The organism is Bradyrhizobium sp. MI1.4 (genome assembly GCF_055811315.1).
Genome location: NZ_JBVVPP010000028.1, coordinates 56,101 through 81,432, shown reverse-complemented (window position 1 = coordinate 81,432; position 25,332 = coordinate 56,101). Strand labels below are relative to the sequence as shown.

Below are 25,332 nucleotides of genomic sequence, written 5' to 3'. Positions count from 1 at the left end.
TTGGCGATGCCGTCGAGCAGATTGTTGATGTCGCTGGCGCGGTTGTCGAGCGACTGTGCCGTGAAGAAGTTGGTCGGGCTGTCCAGGGCCGAGTTGACGCTCTTGCCGGTCGACAGGCGGTTCTGCGTGGTGGCGAGGAGGTCAGCGGTAGACTGGAGGGAGAGCAGGTTCTGACGAACCGAGGAGGAGAGAACGATACCGGACATTGGGTGTTACCTTTCTGGTAAACGACGCTTACTGTTACGCGTCTGCATGGATCGAGTGACCCAGCGACCGGCGGACCGTGGGGTGGAGTCCTCTAACGAAACATGAAATGAAATCGGCGCTTTTACTGAGTCGGCGCGCGATTCGGCCCATTCGCACACTTGCGACGCCACGCAGTCCGGCGATTTCGGCCTTGATATGATTGAGCTTTTCCGCAGCATCGGCCGGGATTTACAACTCGTTAACTAGTCTTGATGGAGTATTGCGCCCCTGATCCGCCGCAACACACGCTCGGTTACGAAAGCGTTGATGGAGAACAGGCATGGCCCTTAAGGTCGAGCTCAGACCGCACGAACGCATCATCGTCGGTAACTGCGTAATAACCAACACCGACCAGCGCGCCCGCCTTCTGATCGACGGCGACAACGTGCCGATCCTGCGCGAGCGCGACATCCTCACGCCGGAGACCGCCGACTCGCCCGCCAAGCTCGTCTATCTGGCGGTCCAGCTCATGTACATCTCGCCGGATCCGCAGACCCAGCACGGCACCTATTTCAACCTGGTGCGCGACATCGTCACCGCGGTGCCGAGTTCCTGGCCGATCATCGAGGGCATCAACAACAACATCCTCAACGGCGACCTCTATCGCGCCCTGAAGGATGCCCGCAAGCTGATCGCCTATGAGGAGAAGCTGCGCGGCCAATTCGAGGCCACGCATCCCAAGACGGAAGCGAGCCAGGACGACGTCAGCACCGCCGCCTGATCCCACGCGTTCACGATCCCACGCCGCGCGAACGACCGGGCCGGACGAACGACCAAGCCTCATACACGACAACGGCCCCGGATCCTATCCGGGGCCGTTGGCGTTTCAGACATGCATCGAGCTACTGTGCCGCGAGCGGCGGCGCCTCGACCTCAATCACTCCCCCGCTCCGTCGTCCGCCGAATTCCAGTACGGCTGCGACCAGCGCGTCGATGTCGGACTCCTCGGTACGGTGATTGACGATCGCGGTGCGGATCGCAAACCTGCCGTCGAGCGTCGTGCTCGAGGGCGCCGCGATACCGGACTCCTGGATGTCGACGACGATCTCGCGATTGACCTCGTCGGCAGCGCGGTAACGGAAGCAGACGATGTTGAGATTGACCGGCGCCAGCAATTCCAGCCGCGGCTCGGCGAGAACGCGCGTCTCCAGATATTTCGCCAGCGCACAGCTTCGCGCGATCACCGCACCGAGCCGATCGGTCCCGAACGTCTTCAGCGTGAACCACGTCTTCAGCGCACGGAAGCCGCGCGACAGATCGGGGCCAAGATCGCAGGGCCAGATCGCGCCGGCCGCAAGTCCCCTCGCCTCGCGGCGCAGATAGGCCGCGGGCTGCGCAAAGGCCTGTCGATGCTGCTCGCCGTCGCGCACCAGCAGGAAGCCGGCGTCATAAGGCACCTGTCCCCATTTGTGGAAGTCGAGCGCAATGGAATCCGCAAGCTCGATACCGCCGAGCAGCGGCGCAAGCTCGGGCGACAGGATCGCGAGCGCACCGAAGGCGCCGTCGACGTGAAACCAGATTCCTTCCTCGCGACACAGTTGCGCGATCGCCTTGAGATCGTCGACCGCGCCGATATCGACTGTACCGGCGGATGCGACGACCAGGAACGGCCTGAAGCCGACCTCGCGATCAATCGCGATCTGCGCACGTAGCGCGGCAACGTCCATGCGATGATCGGCATCGACGCCGATCTTGCGCAGCGCATCGGTGCCGAGCCCGGCGATGTCCATCGCCCGCGAGACGCAGCCATGCGCGGCCTGCGATGTATAGGCGGTGAGAAGCGCACCGTCATTGCCGATGCCGTACTGCCGCGCCAGCGTGCCGAGCGCGCTGGTGCGCGCCACCAGCACCGCCATCAGATTCGCCATCGACGTGCCGGTGACGAAGATGCCGCTCGCGCTTTCCGGGAAGGCGAACAGGCGTCGCATCCAGTCGACGACCTGGCGCTCCACCTCGATCGGCATGTGGTCGCGTCCACCGAGATTGGCATTGAGGCCTGCAGCGAGCATTTCCGCAACCATGCCGACCGCGGTACCGCCGCCATGCACCCAGCCCATGAAACCGGGATGGACGTTCCCGGTCGCATAGGGCGCGACATGTTCGGAGAAGTGGCGATAGACGTCGGCGAGATCGCTTGCCTCGCGCGGCACATCGGCCTTGAACGCCGCACGAACGCCGTCGGGGATCGGCTGCCACACCGGACGCGCGCGAACGTTGGCGATGCCGTCGATCGTCTCGTCAAGCATGCGATGGGCGAGCGCGCGAAACTCGCTCCAGTCCTGCGGATCGAGCGAGGTGTGCGTGACGGGGCTTTGCGTGTTGCGGATGATCTCGTTCATGCTGCACTCTCCTCACCCGCTCTTGCATGCCGCGACAGCATCGCCGTGAATGCCGCAAAGATCTTGCGCATCTGCGGCGGCTTGTACGGAAATACGGCCGGCGGATCCATGTTGTGCACGACGGCGGTGTTGTCGGCTTCGAAGACCAGCAGTTCGCGGTTCTGGTTCTCGGCGCAATCGACGATGAAGTAGTCGAGGCCGACGCGCCTGCTCATTTCGTCCAGCGCGATTTTGTGGCGCGCCGCGAACGCACGGTCGAAGTCGAGCATGAAGACGGCTTCCTCGGCCCGCTTCTCTTCGCTGAACGCCATGAAGGCGTTGAGATACCAGATGTCCCAGCGATCGGCGATTGCCATGTGGCACGCATAGGCTTTGCCGTCGACCATCGCGAGACGATATTTGCGGTAGAGCCCGTCCGGACTCGCATAGTCGACGAAACGTGCGACGAAGAAGTCCTGCTCTTGTCGCTCGGCGAGATAGGCCGCGAGCGCTCCAGCATCGTCGAGTTTCGCGAGACCGACGCCGGCATGCGTACCGCGCGGCCGCACGATCATTGGAAAGCGCAGTTCGCCCGTGATCTCCTCGCAAACGATCCTGCCTCGCGAAAGCTCCGACAATTGCGCACGCGTCGTGGGGGCGGTCACGGGAATGTCGAGGCCGGGCACGCCCGTCAGCAGACGATACAGCTTGTCGCGATCGAGATTGCCAATGAGATCGGGGCGATTGAGCAGCGGCTTCGGCCAGTGCGGCGCGGCCTTCTCGATCAGCGCGAGCGCCTCCCGGCACTCCTCGGAATCGGATGCGATCACGATGGCGACGTCGTGCTCGGGCAGAGTCTCCGGCAGGCCGATGCCCTTGACAACGTAGAGCGTCAACAGCTCGATGTCGGAGTCTTCAAGCAGGAAGTCGATCGGCGTGTTGCCGCCCATGTCGATATCGGCGGCGAGCGCGAGCACGCGCAGGCGGGGTTTTGGAGCCGCGCAAGGCGTACGAAACAATTGATGGAAGGAGAGCACCTCGGTCTGGATCACCAGCCCAGCCTCCTTCTCGCCGAGAAGCTGGGCAATCAGCGAGAGATCGAGGCCTTCCCCGGCCTCGGCCGTCCCCTCCTCGATCCGCGCCAGCAGCAGCTCGCGCAACGGATGCAGGTCGCCGCCCTCGAAGGCGCGGCGCGTCAACTGGGCAAAGCCGATGCGGTCGGCATGGATTGGCGCGGTCACGCCGCTCGGCGCGGAAACTGGAAGTTGCATCTCACACCTCGAACGCGGACTTTGCCGGCACGGCCGCAACCGCGCCACGGTCAAGCAGCAGCTCGATCTTCACCAGCAGATGGGCGATGCGATCGAGAACGTGCTGCACATTGCGTTGCGCCTGCATTGTATTCGGCGACCATGCCTCGGTCACCAATCGTGCGCCGACGCAGAGGCGCAACACGGCCTGCGGCGCACCGTGCTGCCGCTCCAGTCGGACCGGCTGGCCGATGAGACAGCGCTGGGCGGCCACTTGCCGGTCCGCCGCGCTGCCGCTGATCTCCTCGGCCATGTCGCACGCCAGCGCCCGATGCACGGCGCTGGTCTCGGCGAGCGAGACCGGCTTGCCGCCGCGCAGCAGCGTGAACGGAAAGATCGTGGTTTGCGCGAACTCCTCGTCGTCCGCGCCGGACTTCTCGATCGCGGTGGGAACGGCACGAAGCGACGGCGACAACGCGATCATGCTGTCGATGCCGGCTGCAAGCTCGGCCAGCATCCTGGCGCGGAAAGCCCCGGGCACGGCGTAGTAGCTGCCGATCTCGGCCAGCGCGGCCTCCCAGCGCAGCCATTGACCGAAATTCGGCCGGCGCTCGAACCGCGAGCGCAGCATCGTCCACGCCACCGGCCAGTCGCAGCGGCCGGCATAATCGAAGATGCCAGGCGCGATCCCGCCCATCCGGTCGATCCGCGACAGGCCTTTCGGCAGCAGCAGCGCACCGCTGAAGGCCGGTCCGCCGAAAAATTTCGAGCCGGTGATCAGCACCATGTAACCACGGTCGAGATAGGCGCGCAGCCGCCGGCGACCGAGCCGCGCCTGACAGGCATCGACGACAATTTGAACCTTGCGCGGCCAGCGCCGCGCGATCTCGTCGAGACAGGCCTCGCTTGGGGCACGCCAACCGAGTTTTGACGAATCCATGATCTGCAACAAAACGCGCCGGCCTTGCGCGAGGCTGGTCTCGACCGCATGCAGCACCGCGGCATCGGCATCGGTGCGCATCGCAATGCCGGCCGCCATGTCGATCAGCGGCACCGCAATGCTGTCGCCGGCGAGCCCCGTCACCGCGCCGTCCTTGCGCACGGCCATGCCGCCTGCCGTCATCGTGCTGAAATGGTGGCCGCGTGCAGTATGCGGCGTCCCGCTTCCGGTCTGGTCGGCGCCGACCACGATCGTCACCGGCGCCGCGCCGAGCACCGCGCGCACTACGAACAGGGCGTGAAGCTGGGAGTCCGTGCCGGACGGCGAGAACACGACGTCGATCCGCGACGAGAGCGCAAGGTGGCCGCGCAGCTCCTCGCGCATGTCCTCGCAGCGGGCGTCGAAGGCGATTTCGACCTCGTCGAACAGGCACTTGTGCATCAGCTCTTCGCGCGCCAGCGCGGCGCGGTCGTAGGCCATCTGCGAGATCGTCGACGCGGTCGCGGAGGCGAAATTCCAGAGCTCCGGCTCCGGCGAAGCCGCGCAGCCATAGGCGTTGACACGGTCGTTCGGATCGAGCGCCAGCCGCGGATCTCCGCCGGAGGCAAGCAGCGTATCCAGTGGTGTGAAGAGATCGCGCAGGCGATAGCGCGAGCCGCCGTCGGACGCGCGCTCGCTGGCTGACAAACGGGATGCGCCGGCGCTCATCCCGAAAGGCTCACGCCGCATCGGCCGCCGCCGCCGGCGCCGGTGCGAATTGCGAGGTGATGTCGCCGTGGAACACCGACGGTCCGACGTGATCGAGCGAGCTCTCGATGTCGGCCCAGATCTCGCCGCCGATGTCGGTCCAGCGCTTGCAGAAGGCGAAGTCCTCGGACAGATAGGTGCCGGTCGCCGCATCGATCATGCATTCGAACAAGGCAAACCGGTTCTGGCTCGCCGCCAGCGTATCGTGCGAATGCTCGCGGAAGAATTGCAGGGCGGCGTAGTCCGGATGGCGGCACATCGCCTCCAGCACGGAGCGCCGGATCATCAGGAAGCCGGTGCCGGCGTAGCGCACGCGGGTGAAGCCGTTCACCACCACGATGCGGTCGGGATCCTCGATCTCGAGCACGTAGTCGAGCGATGCGGCCGGCACGTCGGCGCGGCCGGACTGGATCGCCCGCGCGGCCTTGTCCCAGTTGATCCGCTTGATTGGATAGCAGCCGGCGACGACGTCCGCGCCGCACTCGATCAGCCGGAACACCTGCTCCGGCTTGAAGCCGATGTCGGCATCGATGAAGAGGAAGTGCGTCGCGTCGGGATCGTCCAGGAACATCGCGGCCAGATTGGCCCGCGCGCGCGTGATCAGCGCATCGCCGTCGCGCAGCAGCACCTTGAGCTCGAGATTGGCCATGCCGTGCACGGCACGCTGGAGCGCGAAGATCGAGCTCGCATAGATGCTCGTCACCTGCCCACCGAAACATGGCGTGGCCACCACCAGTTTCATCTTCTCCGACATCGTCAGCTCCGCCCCGCTGCAATCCTCACCAAGAGGTAAAGAGGCATGGTTAACGGCGCCTTAACGCCCGCTTACAGGAACTTGACGAGCGAGAGCTGCGCGAGGTTCGAGGTCACCTGGTAGGACGCCTGGAGCGCGTTCTGGAGCGACAGGATCTCGCTCGCGACCTGGTCCGGCGAGGCTGATTCCGCCTGGTCGATGATGGTCTGGAGCTGCGCCTTGGCCTGGGTCTGGCGCGTGCCTGCGTCCTTCATGGTGTTCTGGGCCATCGCGATGTCGGTCTGGATGTCCTCGATGCGCTGCTGGCCAGGCTGCTTGGTCAGGGCCTGTGTCACCCGCAGGCTCAGCGCGGCGACCTGCCCGCCCGAATACTGCCCGGTCGGTGAGGTCGAGAACGTCCCGAACACGGCGACCGCCTGCAGCTCCTTGCGGATCGCGTCCTCGTTCGCCTGCGCGCCATACTGCACCGTGACGGAATCGTCGACCCGGGCCATCGCGGTGGAGCGCGGCGAGCCGGGGCCGTCATTGCCCAGGTACCATTGCACGGTGGTGGCCGAGCCGTTCACCAGCGTCGTCGCCGAGCCGAGGGGCGACGAGCCGACGCGCAGCGGAGCCTTTGCTGCCGTGACCGGGGAGGTCGTGAAGCCGAGCGCCGCGAACGCCGTGCTGTTCGAGCTCGTGATGTTGAGGCTCCCGGGATCGTCCATGTTGATCGTGATCACGCCGCCATGGATGGTCGACGGCTTCGTGGTGCCGGTGATCTGATCGATCTTGCCAAGCAGAGTTGTGATGTTGTCGGTAATGTTGATCTGGTTTGGGCCGCTGGCGCCCGAGGCGACAAAAGTCAGCGTCTGACCGTTCACCGTGATCGTATCGGGATTAACGGCAGGCGGACCCGCCGACCCCGCCTGGAACGCCGCTGAGAGGACTTCCGGGCCGCCCGTGGTCGCCGTGCCGCTCAGCACAGTTGAACCCGTGATCGGAGGCGTCGACGCCACGCTGCCGCGCGTCACGCTGCTGAGACCGAGCGCCGTGGCCGCCGCGCCGCCGGTGACGGCCACGTCCGTGCCGGTGCCGGTCGCGATCTGGATATTGCCGCCGGCGCTCAGAGTCACGTTGGCGGCGGGGATGCCGGCGGCAGTCGCGATTGCATTCAAGATATCAGACACCTTCGCGGCGCTGCCCGAAGCCAATCCGATCGTGGTATTGCCGCTGGCCGTTGTGGTGACGGTAGTGACGGTAGGGTCGAAGGTGATCGTGTGGGCGCCGCTCGCGCCGGTGATGGTCAGGGTGGTACCGGTCGGAGCGTTGGCGAGCGCGTTGAGAATGGTCCCGTTGAGATGGGGTGTCGCCGACGAATCGAGCGACGTGGTCGTAGACGCAATCGCCAATGCGCTGTCCTGCAACGCGACCGAGCCTGTCCCGGTCGTCGAGGTATAGGAGCGCAGATTGCCGGTGGCCGCCACATTCGCGGTGGCGGATCCCGCCGTATTGAAGAAATTGTCACCGGCCGTGATAGCGGACGCCGCCACCAGCGAGGTGCCGGCGAGCTTCTTGATCGCGGTATTCAGCGCAGTGTTGAGGTTCGTCGCCGTGATGTTCGGGTCCGGAGGAACGACCGGAACGACATTGGGGTTACCGGGGTCGATCGCAAAGCTGCCGACAGGTGTCGGCGTCGCCGTCGATGCCGTCAGGTCGATCTGCTCGGTCGAGCCATCGGGCAGCGTGAACTGGACGCTGAGCTTGTCGCCATTTTTCGGATTGACGCCGTTGAGGTCGACCGAGAACGACACCGGCGAGCCGCTCGGGCCGGTGACCGTCGCGCCGGTCAGCGTCGAGGAGACCGCGGCGATCTTCAGGCCGAATGGCGATGCCGCGAAGTCCTCGGACACCGTCACCGAGCTCGGCGTCGGCTGTGGCGTCGCCAGCACCAGCCGGCCCATGCCGTTGGCGCCGAGGTCGGCGGCCTGGCGCTCTGCCATGACGGTCTTGAAGCCCGCCTGCGTCGTGGTGCCGTTGATGATGTCGCCGGCATTCGCGACCGACGGCGTGTTGAAGGCGGTTCCGGAGAACAGATAGCGGTTGCCAGACTGCGTGTTGAGAACGCCGACCATCGAGCCGAATTGCGCAGCTGCAGTGTTCTGCGCAACCGTCTGGCCGTTGACGTTGAGATCCTGCGCGGTGTTGGCCGAGCCCGTCTGCACCGTGTTGCGGATCGTGGTCAGCGACTGCAACGCGGTATTGGCGAGGTTGATGCTGACGTTGACGTTGGTCATCGTGTCGGTATAGGCCGCGATGTTGGAGAGCTGCGCGCGCCCGGCGATCGCAAAGCCCTCGTTGGTGCCCATCCCGGAATAGTTCTGCGACAGCTTGCCGGTCGAGAGCTGCGTCGAGAGGTCGGTGAGCTGCTGGTTGATGTTGCGGATCTGCGAGCCGAGAACCGACGAAGAGTAGTTGATGCTGCTGATCGACATGTTTCAGAGCCCTGTTACTTGTTACACTTGAGCCTGGAGCAGCGTATTCATCATGCTCTGCACCACCGACATGACATGGGCGTTGGCGGCATAGGCATTCTGGAGCTGGATCAGGTTCGACATCTCCGAGTCCAGGTTGACGCTCGCAGTCGAGTTGAACTTGGCCTGCAGAGTCGAGACCACGACGCCCTGGCCCTGCTGGAGCTGGGTCGCCTGGGTCGCGGCATTGCCCTGAACGCTCAGGAACTGCTGGAGGTAGTTCGAGACGCTGCCGGTGAAGGGCTGGCTCGCCGAGCCCAGACCGGATTGCGGCGAATAGGAGAACACCGCCGAGGTGAGCTGCGAATAGAGATAGTCCGAGCGCGTGGTGTCGCCGGTGGGAGTCACCGGCGAGGTGTTGTAGATCGACAGCCTGGTCGGGTCGGAGGAAAGCTGCGTGTTCACGGCGATGCGTCCGGCAAGGCCGGTCATCTGCGAACCCGATGCCGTGATCGCGCCGGTGTAGAGCGCCTGCCCGCCGTCGGTGAACAGCGGCAGTTGCGGATTGCCCGAGGTCAGCGACGAGATCGTCTTGGTGATCGAGGCCGAATTGACCTTGGCGAGGCCGCTGTTGTCGTCGGTCAGCCGCAATGTGGTGGCCGTTGCCGGCGACTGGGCGGCGGCGAACGACAGATGCGAGTTGGAAAGCGCGGTGTTGAGCGCCGAGGCGATCGCGCCCATGCCGCCGGAGAAGTTCACCCCGATCTGCATCGGATTGGCGTTGGTGGGGTTCTGGAGCGGCAGCGCCGCCGGATCGGTCACATTGACCAGCGTAACCTGCCGCTTCGTATTGGTGGTCGTGTCGGTGTAGGTGAAGTTGACGCTGTTGCCCGGCGCCGCCCCGGCAAGGTCGAGATCGAAGCCGGCCGGCGGGCCGGTGACCGTGCTGCTGGCCGTGGTCTTGTCCGACAACGCGCTCGACATCGTCGCGGCGAACTGGTCGATCTGGTTCTGCGCCTGCACCAGCGTCTGGTCGCGCAGCTTCAGATCGGCCGCGATCTGGCCCGAAGACACCACGTTGTTGGCGATGACGTCGACCGAGGATCCGTTCGGGAGCTTGATGTTGAACGCGCCGACGCCGGATTTGGCCGGATCGATGTTGTAGAGCGAGGTCGCCGACAGCGCGCCGGCGGACGCAAAGGTGAATTGCGAGGCCAGCCCGGCGCCGACCAGCTGGATGCCGGTGGTGGTGTAGATGTTGGCCTGATTGGACCCGTCGGTGGTGACGTGGACATCGACATATTTCGACAGCGTGTTGATGGCCTGGTCGCGCTGGTCCATCAGTGTCGCAGCCGAGGGGTCGTGTTCCGACAGGCCCTGGAGTCTGGAGTTGATGTCGGCGACTTGCTGCATCGCCGCGTTGGCAGCTAGCGCCGAGGTGCTGAGATCCTGCTCGACGTTGGAGCGCAGCGACTGGATGCCCTTGGTGGTCAGGTTGAGCTGCTGCGCCAGCGTCTGCGCGGCGCCGAGCGCAACCGTTTGCGCCGACGACGAGCCCGCGTTGGTCGACAGCGCCTGCAGCGCCGTGGTGAAACTGTTCAGCGCGGTTTCGAGCGTACCGCTGTTGCCGGGCGTGCCATAGACATTCTGAAGCTGCTTCAGGATGTTGGCCATCTGGTCGGCGTAGCCGCTGCCGCCGGTCTCGGTGCGCAGCTGTTTCTGCACATAGGTGTCGAGCTCGCGGCTGACGCCGGTCGTCGTCACCGTCGAGCCGAAGTCGCCGGTGGTGACCTCGATCTGGTTCGGCGTCTGGACGACGTAACCCGGCGTCTGCGAGTTGGCGACGTTCGACGAAACGATCGAGAGCGCAGCCTGATTGGCACGCAGACCGCTCATCGCACTGGCGAGGGCTGAACTCAAACCCATGTTGGCTTGCCGCCTCTGGTTACGTCACGCACCAATCAGCGCAACACGTTCAAGAGATCCTGAACCATCGTATTCGCCGTCGTGATCACCTTGGTGTTGGCCGAATAGGCCTGCTGGGTCACGATCAGCTTGGTGAATTCGTCGGCGATGTCGGTGTTCGAGCCTTCCAGCGACGAGCCGCTGATCGAACCGGAAGCACCGTCGATGGCAGGGCCCGACTGTTCAGTCGCGGCGTAGGCGCCGCCGTCCTGCGCCTTCAGGTAGTTGGTGCCGTTGAAGTGCGACAACGAGACCTGTGCGAGGTCGAGGTTCTGACCGTTGGAGAAGGTGCCGACCACGAGGCCGTTATTGTTGACGGCGACCGAGCGAAGCTGACCGGCGGCGTAGCCGTTCTGAGTGATGGTGTTGATGGTGACCGCGCCGCTGGTGCTGGCATATTGCGTCAGCCCGCCCGAGGAGATGTTGAAGGAGACCGAGCCCAGCGACTGGCCGCTGACGCTGACATTGTTGATGGTGATACCCGAGCCGCTCGGCGAGGTCAGCGAGCCGTCGGCGGCAAAGGTGAAGGCCTGGCCGGTATTGACCCAGCCGACGGTCGTGCCGGTCGCATTCGGATCGGTCTGGTAGAACATGTTCCAGGTATCGGCATGGCCGGCGCCGAGCGACGCACTGTCGGTCTTGGCCCAGCGCAATTGCAGGTTCACCGGCGTGCCGGCCGCGTTGTAGGCGGTCACCGCGCCACCGCTGATCGATTCCTTGGTGAAGGTCGCGATGTCATTGCCGATCACGCCGCCGGTGCCGGCAACGCCACCACCGTCACGATTCTTGGTGATGGTCGAGGTGAAGCCGAGCGCGGCGAAGGCGGCGCTGTTGGAGCTCGCCACCGAAAGGTTGGAAGCTGTGCCGGTGTTCAGCGTGATCACGCCGCCACTGCTGACCGACGACCCCGTTGCACCGGAGAGAGCGTCGATCTTGCCGAGCAGCATCGTGATGTTGTCGGTGACGTTAATTTGGTTCGGGCCTGACGCGCCGGCGGCCACGAAGGTCAGCGGCTGACCATTGACCGTGATGACGTCGCCGGCGGAGAAGCCCGATGTGATCACCTCGGCGCCGCCGGCCGCCGCCGCGCCGCTCAGCACCGTGGCGCCCGAGATCGCGGGCGAGGACAGCACGTTGCCGCCGCGCGTCACGCTGCTGATGCCGAGCGCCGTGGCCGCCTGGCCGCTACCAACCGGTACGTCGGTGCTGGTGCCGCTGGAGATCACGATGTTGCCGCTGGCGCTGAGCGATGCGGTAACGCCGGCGCCGCCGGCGGTCTGGATCGCGCTCAGGATGCTGGCCACCGTGGCCGTCGTGCCCGCGCCGAGACCGATCGTGGTGTTGCTGCCGACCGTCGTGACGGTGGTGCCGCCGTTGAACGTGACCGTGTTGCCGTTGATGTTCAGCACCTGGCCGCTAAGCGCGGTCAGGGTGGTGGAGGCGAGATGCGTACCCAGGGCGTTGTCGAGCGAAGTTGTGGTCGATGCGACCGCCGCAGAGTTGTTCTGGAGCGCCGTTGTGCCGGTCGCCGTGGTCGACGAGTACGGCGAGCGGACATTGCCGGTCGCGGCAGCGCCGGACGTCGTGGCGTTTGCATAGGGCGGAGGCGGCGTGCCGACCGGCAGCGGGTTGGCGGCGAAGTCCGACGGGTTCAGTCCGCCGGCGGCCAGCAGCGTCTTGGTTGCCGCCGTGGTGCTCGCCACGGTGTTCGGCTGGGTCGGCAAGTTCGCCGCGTATTGGATCGAGGTCGTCGCCTGCGCCGGGATGAAGTTGTTCTGGAATTTCAGGACCGTCGCAACGTTGCCTTGCGGGTTGCCGGTCTTCGGGTCGACCGTGACGCCCATCAGGTAATAGCCGGCTCCGTTGACCAGATTGCCGTTGGCATTGAGCTGGAAGTCGCCGCGCCGCGTGTAATAGGTGACGCCGCTGAACACCGGCGCATTGTCGACGACGCCCGTCGCCTTCTGGATCGAGAAGAAGCCGTCACCGGTGATCGCCATGTTGGTGGCGACGCTGGAGCCCGAGATTGTGCCCTGCGTGGTGATGGTGGCCTTGGCGTTGGCGGTCACGCCGCCCGCGACCTGCTTGCTTGGGACCGATGAGTCGGGAATGAGATCGACGAAGCTGGTGCCGATGCCCTTGTAGGCGGTGGTGGATGAGTTCGCGATGTTGCCGGAAATGTTCTGCAGCGCGTAGGACTGCGCCTGCAGGCCACCCACCGAGGTGTTCATTGCATCGAAGATACCCATAACTTTGTCTCCAGATCCGATCTCGGCGGCCGGTCGACCATGGCCGCAGTCGGAGGAGACTGTCGCAAGGGCTATGCCAATGCGGGTTTTCTCATAAAATCAATGGCTTGACGAAAAAGCCCCGGTCTGATGACCGGGGCACAATTGCCGGGACCGGCAACAATTGCCGGGACGAAACCTAGGTTGCGGACGCCGCCGCGGGATGGAAGACTAGCCCGAAACCGTCGATGCAGTAGCGCAATCCGGTCGGCTTGGGACCGTCGTCGAAGACGTGGCCGAGGTGGCCGCCGCAGCGCCGGCAATGCACCTCGGTGCGGAGCATGCCAAAGGTGCGGTCCTCGGTCTTGCCGACATTGCCCTCGATCGGCTGGTAGAAGCTCGGCCAGCCCGTGCCGCTCTCGAATTTGGTGTCGGAGGCGAACAGCGGCAGGTCGCAGCCGGCGCAGGCGAAGACGCCCTTGCGGTGCTCCTTGAGCAGCGGGCTGGAGCCCGGCCGCTCGGTACCCTCCTTGCGAAGGATCTCATATTGCTGCGGCGTGAGCTGGGCACGCCATTCGGCGTCGGTCTTCTCGATCTCGAATTTTTGCGCGGCTTTCTCTCCAGCCTCAGCCGGCGATGCTCTGAGCCAGCGAAAGGCCGCAAGGCCGAACAGGCCGGCGACGGTCGTCAACAGGATGCGGCGGTCAAACATCTCATTCTCCATGCGGGAGCGTCTACGCCCTGAGATACGGGCTCTAACCGTCGACGTTACACTTCCGGGCGGAGTTTTTCTCACCTTATCGCGAGGCGCTGTCGTCCTGCGGGACTGGTTCCACGGCTTCCGCCACAGGCTTCGGCGGTGGGGCCGGCCGGGGCCGAACCCCGGGCGGCGGACGGCGCGGACCGGTCCCGGCGGCCCGGTTGGCTTCGGTCAGCCGCGCCTCGCGTTCCCGGTCCTTGACCCTGGCACGCTCGCGATAGCGGGCAAGCGAGCCTGCGGCGGCGGAACTCGCCCTGCCCCAGATTCCGACCAGTTGCCCGGCAACCCGCCCCGTCGTTCCCCCCGCCCAGACCAGCTCGAACGGCGAGAACAGCTTCCAGCGCTCGTCGCCCCACAGGATGCTGCGGGCGATCATCTGCCCGGCCATGGCCGAGGTGTTCATGCCTTGGCGGCCGAAGCCGCTTGCGACCCACAGGCCTTTGCGCAACTGGCCGATCTGCGGCATCCCGTGCACGGTCTGGCCGGTGGCGCCGCCGAACATGTCGGTGATCTCCACATTGCCGAGCTGAGGAAAGATCGACCGGATCCGCCGCCTGACGCTGCCTGCAAAGCGCTGCGGCCGTGCGGCCCAAGTGGTCTCCGGACTTTCCCACATCAGCCGGTCGCCATCGACGATCCGGAAATGGTCGACGCCGTCGGAATCCATCACCGATCCCTTGAAGCCGATGATCTCGTGCACGCGCTCGCCGAGCGGCGCGGTGATGCCGGCATAGCGCCAGACCGGCAGCAGCGTCTCCGACAGGCGCCGCAACGGCGCGCCGAGATGGATGTTGCCGGCGAGCACGATATGGGTGGCGCGCAGCCGCGCCGAGGGCGTGACGATGCGCTTGCGGATGCCGGAATGATCGATGCTGACGACCGGCGTGTCCTCGAAGATGCGGGCGCCTGCGCGCCGCGCCAGCGCCGCGAGGCCGTGCACATATTTGCGCCCGTCGACCTGGAACGCCTTCGGATAATACACGCCGTGGAAGTAGCGATCGGTCTTGAGTGCCGCGCGGACGCGATCGACCTGCCAGCCCTCGGCCTCGGTGTCGAAATCCTCGTTCAGCATCTGCAAGCGGCTGATCAGCCGGTCGCCGGCATCGACGTTGGAGACCTCGAGCACGCCGTCGGTCGGGCCGATCCCGGGCATGTTCTCTTCGGTGGCGTTGGCCCGGACGAACTCGGCGCCCTCTTTCGACAGCGTCCACAATTCCCGCGCATCCTCGACGCCGATGCGCTCGATCAGCTCGGCGAGCGGCAGCGCGAAGCCCGGCATCACGGTGCCGAGTTGATTGCCGGAAGCGTTCCAGCCGATGTGGCGGCCCTCGAGCACCGCGACGCTGACCCCCAGCCGGGCCGCCTCGAGCGCAATGGAGAGCCCTGCAAGCCCCGCCCCGATCACGCAGATATCGGCGTCGAGATCAAACGACAGTCGCGCGCGTTCACGAAAGGCGGCTTCTTCCTGGGACACGCTTGTGAAAGTCTCGCTCATGCCGTTTCTTAGAGCATGATCCGGAAAAGTGTGCAGCGGTTTTCCGAAAAGATCATGCTCAAAACAATAATTTAAAGCGCGATGGGGATTGTCCTAATCTCATCGCGCTTTAGAGGACTGTGCAGGCCCTTGTCACCTTGCCCTCAACCGGCACCTGTAGATGATTCTGGAACGCGTAACGATTCGAGAGTGCCATGCGCCGTTTGATGCTGCTGCGTCACGCCAAGACCGAGACTGACGCGCCGAGCGGCCGTGACCAGGACCGCCGGCTCGACGACCGCGGCCACAAGGATGCCGCCGAAATCGGCGACTGGATGGCCGCCCATCCCCCCTTTCCCGAGGCCGTACTGGTATCGCATGCCGTCCGGGCTCGGCAGACCTGGGACATTGCCTGGGAGACCATGAAGGACCGCGTCGCAGCGCCGCAGGTCGAGGTCCTGCCGGAACTCTACGCCGCCGATCCCGCCCAGATCCTGGAATCCATTCGCACTGCAACCATCCCGGCTGATCCGAGGCAATTGCTGCTGGTCGGCCACAATCCGGGCATGCACGAGATCGCCCTGATGCTGACGGGCGGCGGCGATCCGGCCGCCGCCAAGGCGCTCGCCGACAACCTGCCCACGTCGGGGCTTGCGATCTTCGATTTTGACGTCAAGGATTGGGGTGACGTGGCTTACCGCCGCGGTAGGCTGGTGCTGTTCGTCAGTCCAAGGCTGCTTCGAAGCTAAGGCTACTTCGAAGTTAAGGTTGCTTCGAAGCTAAGGCTGTTTCGATCGGGTTGATCGCGCGACGTGCCAGCAAGACGTCCTGACTGGAAGATTTGGAGGCGCAGATGTTCAAGTCGATCCTCGTGCCCATCGACCTCGCCGACACCGACCTGGCCAAGCCGGCGATCGCGACCGCCGCAACGCTGTCGCAGACCTGGAGCGGCGTGGTGCGCCTGCTCAACGTGCTGCCGATGACGCCGGTGATGCTGGCCGAATACGTGCCGGCCGATTTCGACGAGCAGCAGCGCCAGACCTCGGAAGAAGCCCTCGCCATCGTGGCACGCGAGTCCGGCATCGAGCCTTCCCGCATCTCCAGCGTGGTGCGCCAGGGCGGCATCTATCACGAGATCCTGGAGGAGGCCGTTCACATGAAGGCCGAGCTGATCGTGATGACCTCGCACCGGCCGGCGATGCGCACCTACTTTCTCGGCTCCAATGCCGGGCACGTCGTGCGCTACGCAAAATGCTCCGTGCTGGTGGTCAGGCACTGAGCTCGGAGCAATGTCGTGAAGCAATGGTGGCGGAGATGGACGTACGAGATCCCGCTCGCGATCGGCGATGCTTTATGGGAGGTGCTGGTCGTGCAACTGGCCGCACTCGGCGCGCTTAGCCACGTCACGACGATGCTGTTCGTCCTTAAACAGGCCGCCGCACGTATCGCCAAGTTCGCGGGCAACGTCGCTGCACATTTGCCGGGTCAGGATGTCCGGCATCGGCGCCAACGCGGCGCAGCGACACGACCTCACCGCAAGCCCGAGCGCTCTGAAGACGATCGAGCTCTCGGCGGTGTTTGGGACCAGGCCGCCTTCGCCTGAGCCATATACAAGCTCGTAGCCCGGATGAGCGAAGCGATACCCGCGACGACTCGTATCACGATTCCCGGATATCGCTTTGCTCATCCGGGCTACGAGCCCCTGCATTGCCCGTCGGGCAAAACACCCAAGCTGTCGGTCAACGCCCGCCGCTGAAAATATTCCACTTTACCGAAATTCGAAACGGCGTATGTGTCGCGGCAACCCGGCCCAAGGAAGAGGGGCGTATCGCGATCGTCACGAACGCGGGCCGGACAGCGGCGGACGCTGGGCCACACCGGCGCGAATGGTTTCGCAGGGCGGGCAACCGTGAGCGAAGGCGTCGCGCACACGACCGGTGCTGACAGCGTACGGCAAAACCGTGTCGTCCTGACGCCCGGAGTCTGTGCGTCAAGTCTTGTGGTGATGTGGCGGCCCGACCGGGTTCGCGCATCAGCCATCCTTGAGGCGACGGGGGCAATAGTGCATCGCTCCCCGGGGAGAGCACGGCATAAGCCGTAAAACCGCTGCGCAGGGAAGGCCGGACGTTTTGGCTTCACCTGTATGCCGCTGTACAGATTTTTTACTGCAACTTCGCACAGTGGACCGCCCGGCGCCCGGTCTTCCCTGCGCCCCTCTTTCATTTGAGGGTGAGGCATCGAGGCAAAGCTCGGGCGAACAAGCCGCGAGAGGGCGAAGGTGTGTCTGCAATGAAAGCGCGAGCTAAAGGAGCGACAGTGCTATCCACAAACGCCGTCATTGCGAGCGCAGCGAAGCAATCCAGGGTCTTTCCGCGGTGGGATTTCTGGATTGCTTCGCTGCGCTCGCAGTGACGATGTTGAAGCAGGCGTGCCCGAAACGCCAGTCTCGTGCCCCCGGACGCAGCGCAGCAGCCTCAGAACGCTGCTGCGCGTCCCGGGACAAGGGCGAAAGCGTCCTACAGATACCGCGTCAGCTCTGCTTTAGCCTGACCGTAGACCGCGTCCTCGATCTGGCTGCGCGTGATGCCGATGTCGCGCAAGGCGCGGTCATCGAGGTCGTTCAGCGTCTTGACGGCGGAGCGGCGCTCCAGACTGTCGAACAGCGCATAGGCGCCGTTGGCCAGCTTGCGGAAAAATCCGTTTGACGAGGATGAGCGTAAACTCCGCCCGGCGGTCTGCGAGATCGTGGTCATTGTCCTTCTCCGGCCTGTTGTCCACGCGGCGAAGCGGATGCCGTTGGCGCAAGCGCCTGAGCGCATGCACCTCATTTGCCGTTGGATTGCTCTCGCTCTCCTCGGCTCAATCGTGAAGCTTGATGGAACTTAAATGCTCCAGTACACTACTCGGAGCAAGTGAAACATTGCTCTCGGTGCAATAATGTCCAAGTTCGAGTACGTGAAGCTTGCCGATGCCATTGCCTCGGATATCTCTAACGGCACGTTAAGGCCCGGCGACCGGCTGCCGCCGCAGCGCAATTTTGCCTATGACCGCGGCATCGCGGTCTCGACCGCGAGCCGGGTTTATACGGAGTTGCTCCGCCGCGGCCTCGTCGTCGGCGAAGTCGGCCGTGGCACCTTCATCTCCGGCGACATCAGGCGCGAGGTCGAGGCGCTGAGCGAGCCGCGCGACGCGCGGATCGATTTCGAGGTCAATTACCCGCTGCTGCCGCAGCAATGGGCAATGATCGCCAAAAGCCTTGCGGGCCTCGAGCGTGTCGACGCGCTCGAATCCGCATTGCGCGTCTCCACCAGCACCGGGACCAAGAGCGCACGCAATGCGGCCGCCGCCTATCTCGCGCGCAAGGATTTTGCGCCGCAGGCCGAACAGATCGTCTTCACCGCGAACGGCAAGCAGTCGCTCGCGGCCGCCCTCGCAGCCCTCGTTCCCACCGGCGGTCGCTGCGGCGTCGAGGCGCTGACCTATCCTTACGTCAAGAGCATCGCCGCGCGGCTCGGCGTGACGCTGGTCCCGATACCGATGGACGAATTTGGCGCGCGCCCCGACGCCATCCAGAAGGCGCATCGCGAGGCGCATCTGTCGGCATTGTATCTCCAGCCCATCATCCAGAACCCGCTCGGCGTCACCATGAACGCCACGCGGCGCGCCGACATCATGCGCGTCGCCGAGAAGCTCGATCTCACCATCATCGAAGACGCCGTCTACGGCTTCCTGGCCGATGACACGCCGCTGGCCGCGCTCGGCCCCGACCGCTGCATCGTGATCGACAGCCTGTCCAAGAAGGTCGCCCCTGGCCTCGCGCTCGGCATCCTGGTCGCGCCGCCTCGATTGCGCGAGAACGTGATGAGCGCGGTCCGCACCGGCGGCTGGATCGCGTCCGGTCATGCGCTGGCATCCGGACAGCGACTGATGGCAGACGGCACCGTCGCCGAGCTGACGCGGTTGAAACGCATCGACGCCGCGCGCCGCCAGCAGACCGCGGCAAGGCTGCTCGCCGGCTACCAGCTCGCCGCGGATCCGCGCTCCTATCATCTCTGGCTCACGCTGCCGGCGCACTGGCGCTCGCAGACCTTCGTCGCCGCGGCAGCCCGGCGCGGCATCGCGCTGACACCGTCCTCGACCTTCGCGATCGCCCATGGCCACGCACCGAACGCAGTGCGGCTCGCCCTCGCTCCGCCTTCGTTCGAGCAGCTCGATTCCGGTCTGCGCACGCTCGTGTCGTTGCTCGGCACCAAGGAAGAGGATTTCGACTCGACGGAGTAGCGCGCGCTTGCCCCAAGCTCAGGCCGCCGGCCATTCCGCGATGAAGCCCCTCGCCTTGTAAGGCTCGATCTTGTCCCATTCATGCAGCATGCGGCGGCAAAATTCGGGATCGGTGTGCCAGAGCGCGCGCGACGTCGCAAAGCTGTCGACCGTGAGCAGCATTTTCTCGACCTCCGGCCAGTGCCGGTGCAGCGTCATCGGATAACGCCGCGCGGTCCAGGTGTTGCCGAGGCAGATCACGCGGCGGACATTGTGCAGCCCGAGCGCCGCGTCGATGATCGGCAGCGAGAGGATCACGTTCTCGCCGGTGTTTAGGGCACGATGCTCCTCGAGGATTCGGTCAGCCGGAATGCCCGCCGCGACCATCGCCGCCTTGATGATCGTGCACTCGGATTGCTCCGAGCCCGCCGTCACGCCGCCGCTGACAATCGACCAGCGAAAATAGCCCTGGCGCAACAGTCGCCCCGCCGTATCGGCCCGCAGCGCCACGTCCTCTCGGGTGCCGAACATGAACAGGAGGTCCGCCGGCTGCAGCGGCGTATCGATGAGATGGGCGCGGTTGATCTCGGAGATCTCATCCGCCGAAGGCCTCCGCGTGCTGCGATCCAGGGTTGACATGGCAGCACGATGCGACACCGCCGCAACGGCGCGAAGTCACGTTTGATTGCGGCCCATTGCACCAAAGGCAAGGCATTTAGGGCAGCAACGCTCTCGGCAGGCGATCGAAGCTGTAGCTCCGCGGCTGGTTACGCCGGACGAAACCGCCGATCTGCCAGGCGAACAGCGCGGCAAAACCGATGATGAACAGCGCGCCGGCGAATTCGCCGATCGCGAGCGCGCGGACCAGGAGCCCCGTCATCGCCACCGCAAGCACCGCAAGAAAAGCCAGTATTGTCGCGTAGGTCCTGCGGCCAAGGCCCGCGGTCAATTCGGCGCGGCTGCCGGCCTGCGCCATGCGCGCGTGCAGCGCGACGATGAAGTTGCGAAAGCCATTGTCCTGCGGCGCCATCAGGGCCGCGGTCTGCCAGCTCGTCGACAGGATCGCGATGCGGCCGCCACTGGCATGGCTGACATCGGCGCGAAAGCGGTGCTGCTGCATCGACACCGGGCGGAACGACAGCCGGATTGCACTGATCTCGCCATAACGCCACAGGCCCGAACGGCCGCCGATGTGCCAGGACAGCCCCTCCTCCGTCAGCTCGAAGCGATGCGCCGAGCCGATCAGCGACGCCTTGTAGGCATAGCTCGCACCCGCAGCCATCTCAGCTCCCGAATCCCGCATCTTCACAATCGATCCTATCCGGGCGATCCACTCTGCGATCCGCTTGCGTGAGCGCCCTGCCCCATCCTACAAGCGAGCCATGGCTGAGACGATTTTTTTTCCGCGCCGCCTGATTCTCGGCGCCGCCGTGATCTCCGGCGTGCTGCTCGCGCTCGCCGTGCACATGCTGGGCGCGCGCTACGGGCTCGACCTCGGCGGCCTCTGGCACTCGGACACGCACGAGTTCATACCGGCGGGCGCGGCGATCGCCTGGTGGCTGATCGCCTCCGTCGGCTTCTCCGGCGGCTATTTCACGGCGACATTGATGCAGAGCGCCGTCTCGGGCCAGATCCCGCAACGGATGCGACAATTCCTGATCGCGGTCGGCGTGCTGCTGCTTGCGGGTGCTGGCCAGGTGGCCTCGGCGCCGAGCCCGGTGCCGACGGTCTCGGGCGTGCTGGCCGGAATTGCCGCGCTGGGCCTCGGTGCTGTGATGGCGTTCTGCGGCGCGCATTTCGCACTGCGCCGCGGCTAACCTCAGGCGGTTGCGCGCAACGGCGGTCGGTCCAGCATGATCGCGACATCGGAAGCCGGCCGCGGCTTGCTGAACAAATAGCCCTGCGCCTGGGTGCAGCCTTCGCGCCGGAGCAGCTCGAGCTGCCCGTCGTTCTCGACCCCCTCTGCCGTGGTGACAATGCCGAGGCTGCGGCCGAGGCCAGTCACGGCACGGATGATCGCCATGGAATTCTCGCGCGTCGCGAGTTCCGACACGAAGGAGCGGTCGATCTTGATCTTGTCGAACGGGAAGCTGCGCAGATAACTCAGGGACGAATAGCCGGTGCCGAAATCGTCGAGCGAGATGCGCACGCCCATTGCGCGCAACTCGTGCAGGGTGGTCAGCGTCGCCTCACTGTTCTGCAGCAGCACGGATTCGGTGATCTCGAGTTCGAGACGGCGCGCGTCGAGGCCCAACAACGCCAACGCCTCGGTCACGGATGCGATCAGATTTGGATTCCTGAACTGCACGGGCGACAGGTTGACCGCGACGTCGACATCGTCAGGCCAGGTCGCGGCGTCGGTGCAGGCGGAGCGTAGCACGAAATCGCCGAGCTGGATGATGAGGCCGGTCTCCTCGGCCAATGGAATGAAGCTGAGGGGCGCGATCAGGCCGCGCTGCGGATGATTCCAGCGCAGCAGCGCCTCGAACGCGACGACGCGACCGCTGGCGACGTCGCGGATCGGCTGGTAGTACGGCTGGAACTCGTCACGTTGCAGCGCCGCGCGCATATCCATCTCCAGCAGACGCCGTGCTTGTGCGCGCGCATCCATGCCGGTCTCGAAGAAGCGATAGGTGCCGCGACCATCCGCCTTGGCGCGGTACAGCGCGAGGTCGGCGTTCTTCAGCAGTTCATCGGGATTGTCGCCGTCCTGCGGGGACAGCGAGATGCCGATGGAGACACCGACGATGATCTGATGGTCGTCGATCTCGTAAGGCGCCGAGATCACCTCGACCAGGCGGCCGGCAAGGGACCTTGCCGCGGCTTCCTCGGAACGTCCGATCTGGACCACGGCGAATTCGTCGCCACCGAGCCGCGCCACGGTGTCGCTCTCGCCGACGGTGGCCTTCAGCCTGCGCCCGACCTCCTTGAGCAGCGCATCGCCGATGGGGTGGCCGAGCCAGTCGTTGATGTCCTTGAAGTGATCGAGATCGAGACAAAGCACGGCGAGCTGGTCGCCCGATCCGGTCCGGCGCAGTCCCTGCACGAGCTGCTCGTGGAACAGCACGCGGTTCGGCAAACTGGTCAGCGCGTCATGGCGGGCCATGTGCGAGATCTTGGCCTGGGCCTCCAGCCATTCGGTGATATCCTCGAAGGTCGCGACCCAGCCGCCACCCTGCATCGGCTGGTTGACGACCCGGATGGAGCGGCCGAACCTGGTCACGATGTCGGTCGTGGTGCGGCTCTCGCGCGCGTCGGCGACGAGGCGCGCGAAGAATTCGCCGGCATCGCCCTGCCACTGACCCTTCGCCTGCTCCTCCCGCAGCACGTCGACCAGCAGTCGGCCGGTGAGCAGGATGTCGGTGCGGCCAAGCATCGCAGCATAACGCTCGTTGAACAGGATGATCTTGCCGTCCGCATCGAACATGCACAGTCCCTGCGACATGTTCTCGAGCGCGGTATCCAGCACGACCTGCTGGCGGCCCAGTTCGCCCTTGGCGCGGCGATCGAGCAGCGCGGCCACCAGCGCAATCGCGATGATCGCAACTGCGGCACCCGCGGTAAGAAAGGACAACGAGGCCGGCGGGATCGATAACCCGCTGATCGCGAGCGTCGGATCCGGCGTCAGAACGACAGCGCCCATTGCGGTGAAATGATGTGCGACGATGGCGACCGTCAGCAGTGTGCTTGCGGTCAGCGCGTGGAAGAGGTCGTCGCGCCGCGCAGCGACGAACAGCGCGAGCGCCGCGAAAACAATTCCGAACAGTACCGAGGCGGCAACCGTGCTCCCGATCCAGTCGACCCATGCCGGCATCTCCAGCGCCGCCATTCCGGTATAATGCATCGTCGCGACCGCGGCGCCGACGATGGCGCCGCCGAGCACGATCCACGGCGCGCGCACGGAAGATGCCGCAAGACTCAACCCCACGAAGGTTAAGGAGATCGCGAAGATCAGGGAAAGGATCGTCACCGGGATGTTGTAGGCGCCGGCACCGCCCGGCCCGTAGGCGAGCATCGCAATGAAATGCGTCGCCCAGATGCCGCATCCGCTGACGGCGGCATCCAGGGCGATCCAGACCAGACGCCCGGAGCCGTGCGTCGCGCGCGCCCGGTGAAACAGGCTGATCGCCGCCGCGCTTGCGAGCAGGCACACCGCGCCGCCAAGCGCGACGAGCCGCCAGTCGTGCTCCTCGGTGAGACAGTAGAGAACTTGATGCATTGCGGGCCCCTATCGACCCACACTTGAACCGACAGAGATGGACAGTCGGTAACCGGCTACGTGCCCGTTTCGGGGATGGTGAACGGAAGCTGTGTTCAATCGCTCGGATTGTTCATCCGCGCGAAGGCGCGCCGAGGCCGATCACGGCGGCGGCGAGCACGAGGACGATGGCCGATACCACCAGCGATGCGTGCAGGCCGGTCATGAACGCGCTTTCCGAGGCCACCAGCGAACCGAACAGCGCAACGCCGAGCACGCTGCCTGTCTGCCGCGTCGCGTTCAGGACGCCCGCCGCGATGCCGGAGCGTGCCTTCTCGACGCTGCCCAGCAAGGTCGAGGTCAGCGGCGGCACCAGCAGCCCAAGTCCGCTGCTGATCGCGATCATCTGCGCAAAGATCGCCCAATAGCTTGTGCCGACCTCGATCCACAGCAGGCCGAGACAGCCGAGCGCCGAGACGCAGGCGCCGACGACGATGGTCGGGCACGACCCGATGCGCTCGGCGAGGCGCGGGGCCAGCAGATTGACCGGCAGCACCACCGCCATCATCGGCACGAAGGCGAGACCGGTCCACCACGCCGACAGGCCGTTGATCCTCTGGAAGTAAAGGCTGAGCACGAAGATCAGCCCGTAAATCGCGACATTCACGAGCAGGCCGACGAGCGCGGTCAGGCTGAACAGCCGGTGATCGAACAGGGACAGGGGCAGCATCGGCTGCGTCGCGCGGCTCTCGCGCCAGACGAACAGCACCGCCAGGAGAGCGGCTGAAGCGAACGCCGCGAGCACAGCCGGATGCTGCCAGCCAAGCGCGCCCCCCTCGATGATCGCGCCGGCGAGCGCCCCCAGCGCACCAATTGCCGCGAGCTGGCCGGGCAGATCGATCTCGCGTGAGGGCGCGCGCGTGGTCTCGGTCGCATAGCGCCAACTCAGCCAAAGGCCGATGAGGCCGATCGGAAGGTTGACGAGAAAGATCGCGCGCCAGCCGACCAGCGTGATCAGCGCGCCGCCGACGAAGGGGCCCGCGGTGAGCGCGAGGCTCGCACCGGCGGCCCAGATCGCGACGGCGCGGCCGCGCTCGCGGTCGTCCGGATAGGCATGATTGAGCAGGGCAAGAGAATTCGGCACCAGGATCGCCGCCGCCAGACCCTGGACCAGGCGCGCCCCAATCAGCACGGTCGCATTGGGCGACAACGCACAGGCGAGCGAGGCCACGGTGAAGATTGCGAAGCCCGCCATGAAGACGCGCTTGGCGCCGATGCGGTCGCCGAGCGCGCCGGCCGTCAGGATGAAGGCGGCAAACGCAATGGTGTAGGCGCTGACAACCCATTGCAGCTCAGCGACGCCGCCGCCGAGCGTCCTGCCCATCGCGTCGAGCGCCGTGTTGACAATGGTGACGTCTAGTTGCACCACGCCATAACCAAGGCTCATCGCGGCAAGGGTGAGGGACGTTGCAAGCCGGGAGCCGGAATGCGGCACGCCGGCTTCGAAGGCTTCGTATCTTGCGGTGCTTACTCGCATGCTGCCATCTCGGTTGCAGCCCCATGCGAACGATACGCTTCCAGCCCCTCGTCATGTTACGACAAGGATCGAATGATGGATGCGTGACGGATGCGTCATGTTCGAGCGTGGGGGGGGGGGGGGGGCGCCCCCGGGGGGGTGGGGGGCCCGGGGCCACCCAACCCCCCCCCCCAAAACCAATTTGTAGGGGGGCCGGGGGGCG

Annotated in this window: 21 protein-coding genes; 6 read left to right on the top strand and 15 right to left on the bottom strand. The window is 65.3% G+C overall.

The features are described from left to right. A partial coding sequence (locus tag AC0L23_RS25800) for a flagellin N-terminal helical domain-containing protein (RefSeq protein WP_473357510.1) occupies positions 1-206 on the bottom strand: 206 nt, incomplete at its 3' end. A 320-nt stretch (positions 207-526) separates the two neighbouring features. Here AC0L23_RS25800 and flbT point away from each other — a divergent pair. After that, positions 527-967, top strand: a complete 441-nt coding sequence (gene flbT / locus AC0L23_RS25795) for a flagellar biosynthesis repressor FlbT (protein ID WP_473357509.1) — start codon at positions 527-529, stop codon at positions 965-967. Between the two features lie 121 nt (positions 968-1,088). Here flbT and AC0L23_RS25790 read toward each other — a convergent pair whose 3' ends face one another. The 9 genes from AC0L23_RS25790 to AC0L23_RS25750 all read right to left on the bottom strand — a co-directional run bounded on the left by AC0L23_RS25790 (position 1,089) and on the right by AC0L23_RS25750 (position 15,156). Then, a complete protein-coding gene (locus AC0L23_RS25790) occupies positions 1,089-2,585 on the bottom strand; it encodes a pyridoxal phosphate-dependent decarboxylase family protein (RefSeq protein WP_473357508.1) in 1,497 nt (498 codons plus the stop codon). Then, entirely contained in the window at positions 2,582-3,835 is a 1,254-nt protein-coding gene (locus AC0L23_RS25785; protein WP_473357507.1) for an ATP-grasp domain-containing protein, read from the bottom strand. The genes AC0L23_RS25790 and AC0L23_RS25785 overlap by 4 nt, the downstream gene beginning before the upstream one ends. Position 3,836: 1 nt before the next feature. Then, positions 3,837-5,483, bottom strand: a complete 1,647-nt coding sequence (locus AC0L23_RS25780) for a hypothetical protein (protein WP_473357506.1) — start codon at positions 5,481-5,483, stop codon at positions 3,837-3,839. Beyond that, on the bottom strand, positions 5,473-6,255 hold the full coding sequence (locus tag AC0L23_RS25775; RefSeq protein ID WP_473357505.1) for a hypothetical protein: 783 nt from the start codon (positions 6,253-6,255) through the stop codon (positions 5,473-5,475). Before AC0L23_RS25775 ends, AC0L23_RS25780 begins: the two co-directional genes overlap by 11 nt. Positions 6,256-6,326: 71 nt before the next feature. Next, positions 6,327-8,729 carry a flagellar hook associated protein gene (locus AC0L23_RS25770; protein ID WP_473357504.1) on the bottom strand — a complete coding sequence of 801 codons (2,403 nt, stop codon included), beginning with the start codon at positions 8,727-8,729 and terminating at the stop codon, positions 6,327-6,329. Positions 8,730-8,750: 21 nt separating this feature from the next. Then, positions 8,751-10,634, bottom strand: a complete 1,884-nt coding sequence (flgK, locus tag AC0L23_RS25765; protein ID WP_473357503.1) for a flagellar hook-associated protein FlgK — start codon at positions 10,632-10,634, stop codon at positions 8,751-8,753. A gap of 35 nt (positions 10,635-10,669) precedes the next feature. Then, positions 10,670-12,922 carry a flagellar hook-basal body complex protein gene (locus AC0L23_RS25760; RefSeq protein ID WP_204511751.1) on the bottom strand — a complete coding sequence of 751 codons (2,253 nt, stop codon included), beginning with the start codon at positions 12,920-12,922 and terminating at the stop codon, positions 10,670-10,672. Between the two features lie 178 nt (positions 12,923-13,100). Next, complete coding sequence (gene msrB / locus AC0L23_RS25755) at positions 13,101-13,613, bottom strand: peptide-methionine (R)-S-oxide reductase MsrB (protein WP_085357245.1); 513 nt, start codon at positions 13,611-13,613, stop codon at positions 13,101-13,103. A gap of 85 nt (positions 13,614-13,698) precedes the next feature. Next, positions 13,699-15,156: an NAD(P)/FAD-dependent oxidoreductase gene (locus tag AC0L23_RS25750; RefSeq protein WP_473357502.1), complete on the bottom strand. Its 1,458-nt coding sequence runs from the start codon at positions 15,154-15,156 to the stop codon at positions 13,699-13,701. A 194-nt stretch (positions 15,157-15,350) separates the two neighbouring features. Here AC0L23_RS25750 and AC0L23_RS25745 point away from each other — a divergent pair, with 194 nt between their 5' ends. The 3 genes from AC0L23_RS25745 (at position 15,351) to AC0L23_RS25735 (ending at position 16,738) form a co-directional block, all read left to right on the top strand. Then, on the top strand, positions 15,351-15,884 hold the full coding sequence (locus AC0L23_RS25745) for a SixA phosphatase family protein (protein ID WP_247297167.1): 534 nt from the start codon (positions 15,351-15,353) through the stop codon (positions 15,882-15,884). A 104-nt stretch (positions 15,885-15,988) separates the two neighbouring features. Continuing rightward, positions 15,989-16,414, top strand: a complete 426-nt coding sequence (locus AC0L23_RS25740; protein WP_007602088.1) for a universal stress protein — start codon at positions 15,989-15,991, stop codon at positions 16,412-16,414. A 15-nt stretch (positions 16,415-16,429) separates the two neighbouring features. Then, positions 16,430-16,738, top strand: coding sequence for a hypothetical protein (locus tag AC0L23_RS25735; protein ID WP_473357501.1), 309 nt, complete (start codon positions 16,430-16,432; stop codon positions 16,736-16,738). Between the two features lie 913 nt (positions 16,739-17,651). Here AC0L23_RS25735 and AC0L23_RS25730 read toward each other — a convergent pair. Next, positions 17,652-17,888: a DUF1127 domain-containing protein gene (locus AC0L23_RS25730; RefSeq protein ID WP_162496269.1), complete on the bottom strand. Its 237-nt coding sequence runs from the start codon at positions 17,886-17,888 to the stop codon at positions 17,652-17,654. 184 nt (positions 17,889-18,072) lie between these two features. Between AC0L23_RS25730 and AC0L23_RS25725 the strand changes: the two genes are divergently transcribed. After that, complete coding sequence (locus tag AC0L23_RS25725) at positions 18,073-19,416, top strand: aminotransferase-like domain-containing protein (protein ID WP_247563330.1); 1,344 nt, start codon at positions 18,073-18,075, stop codon at positions 19,414-19,416. Between the two features lie 18 nt (positions 19,417-19,434). Here AC0L23_RS25725 and AC0L23_RS25720 read toward each other — a convergent pair whose 3' ends face one another. Both AC0L23_RS25720 and AC0L23_RS25715 read right to left on the bottom strand, forming a co-directional pair. Next, positions 19,435-20,034, bottom strand: coding sequence for a YdcF family protein (locus AC0L23_RS25720; protein ID WP_473357500.1), 600 nt, complete (start codon positions 20,032-20,034; stop codon positions 19,435-19,437). 76 nt (positions 20,035-20,110) lie between these two features. Continuing rightward, on the bottom strand, positions 20,111-20,698 hold the full coding sequence (locus AC0L23_RS25715; RefSeq protein ID WP_247337387.1) for a hypothetical protein: 588 nt from the start codon (positions 20,696-20,698) through the stop codon (positions 20,111-20,113). Between the two features lie 79 nt (positions 20,699-20,777). Here AC0L23_RS25715 and AC0L23_RS25710 point away from each other — a divergent pair, with 79 nt between their 5' ends. Further along, a complete protein-coding gene (locus tag AC0L23_RS25710) occupies positions 20,778-21,212 on the top strand; it encodes a hypothetical protein (RefSeq protein ID WP_027566871.1) in 435 nt (144 codons plus the stop codon). Between the two features lie 2 nt (positions 21,213-21,214). Here AC0L23_RS25710 and AC0L23_RS25705 read toward each other — a convergent pair whose 3' ends face one another. Next, on the bottom strand, positions 21,215-23,614 hold the full coding sequence (locus tag AC0L23_RS25705) for a bifunctional diguanylate cyclase/phosphodiesterase (protein ID WP_473357499.1): 2,400 nt from the start codon (positions 23,612-23,614) through the stop codon (positions 21,215-21,217). Between the two features lie 112 nt (positions 23,615-23,726). Then, positions 23,727-25,130, bottom strand: a complete 1,404-nt coding sequence (locus AC0L23_RS25700) for an MFS transporter (protein ID WP_473357498.1) — start codon at positions 25,128-25,130, stop codon at positions 23,727-23,729. Positions 25,131-25,332 lie beyond the last annotated feature (202 nt).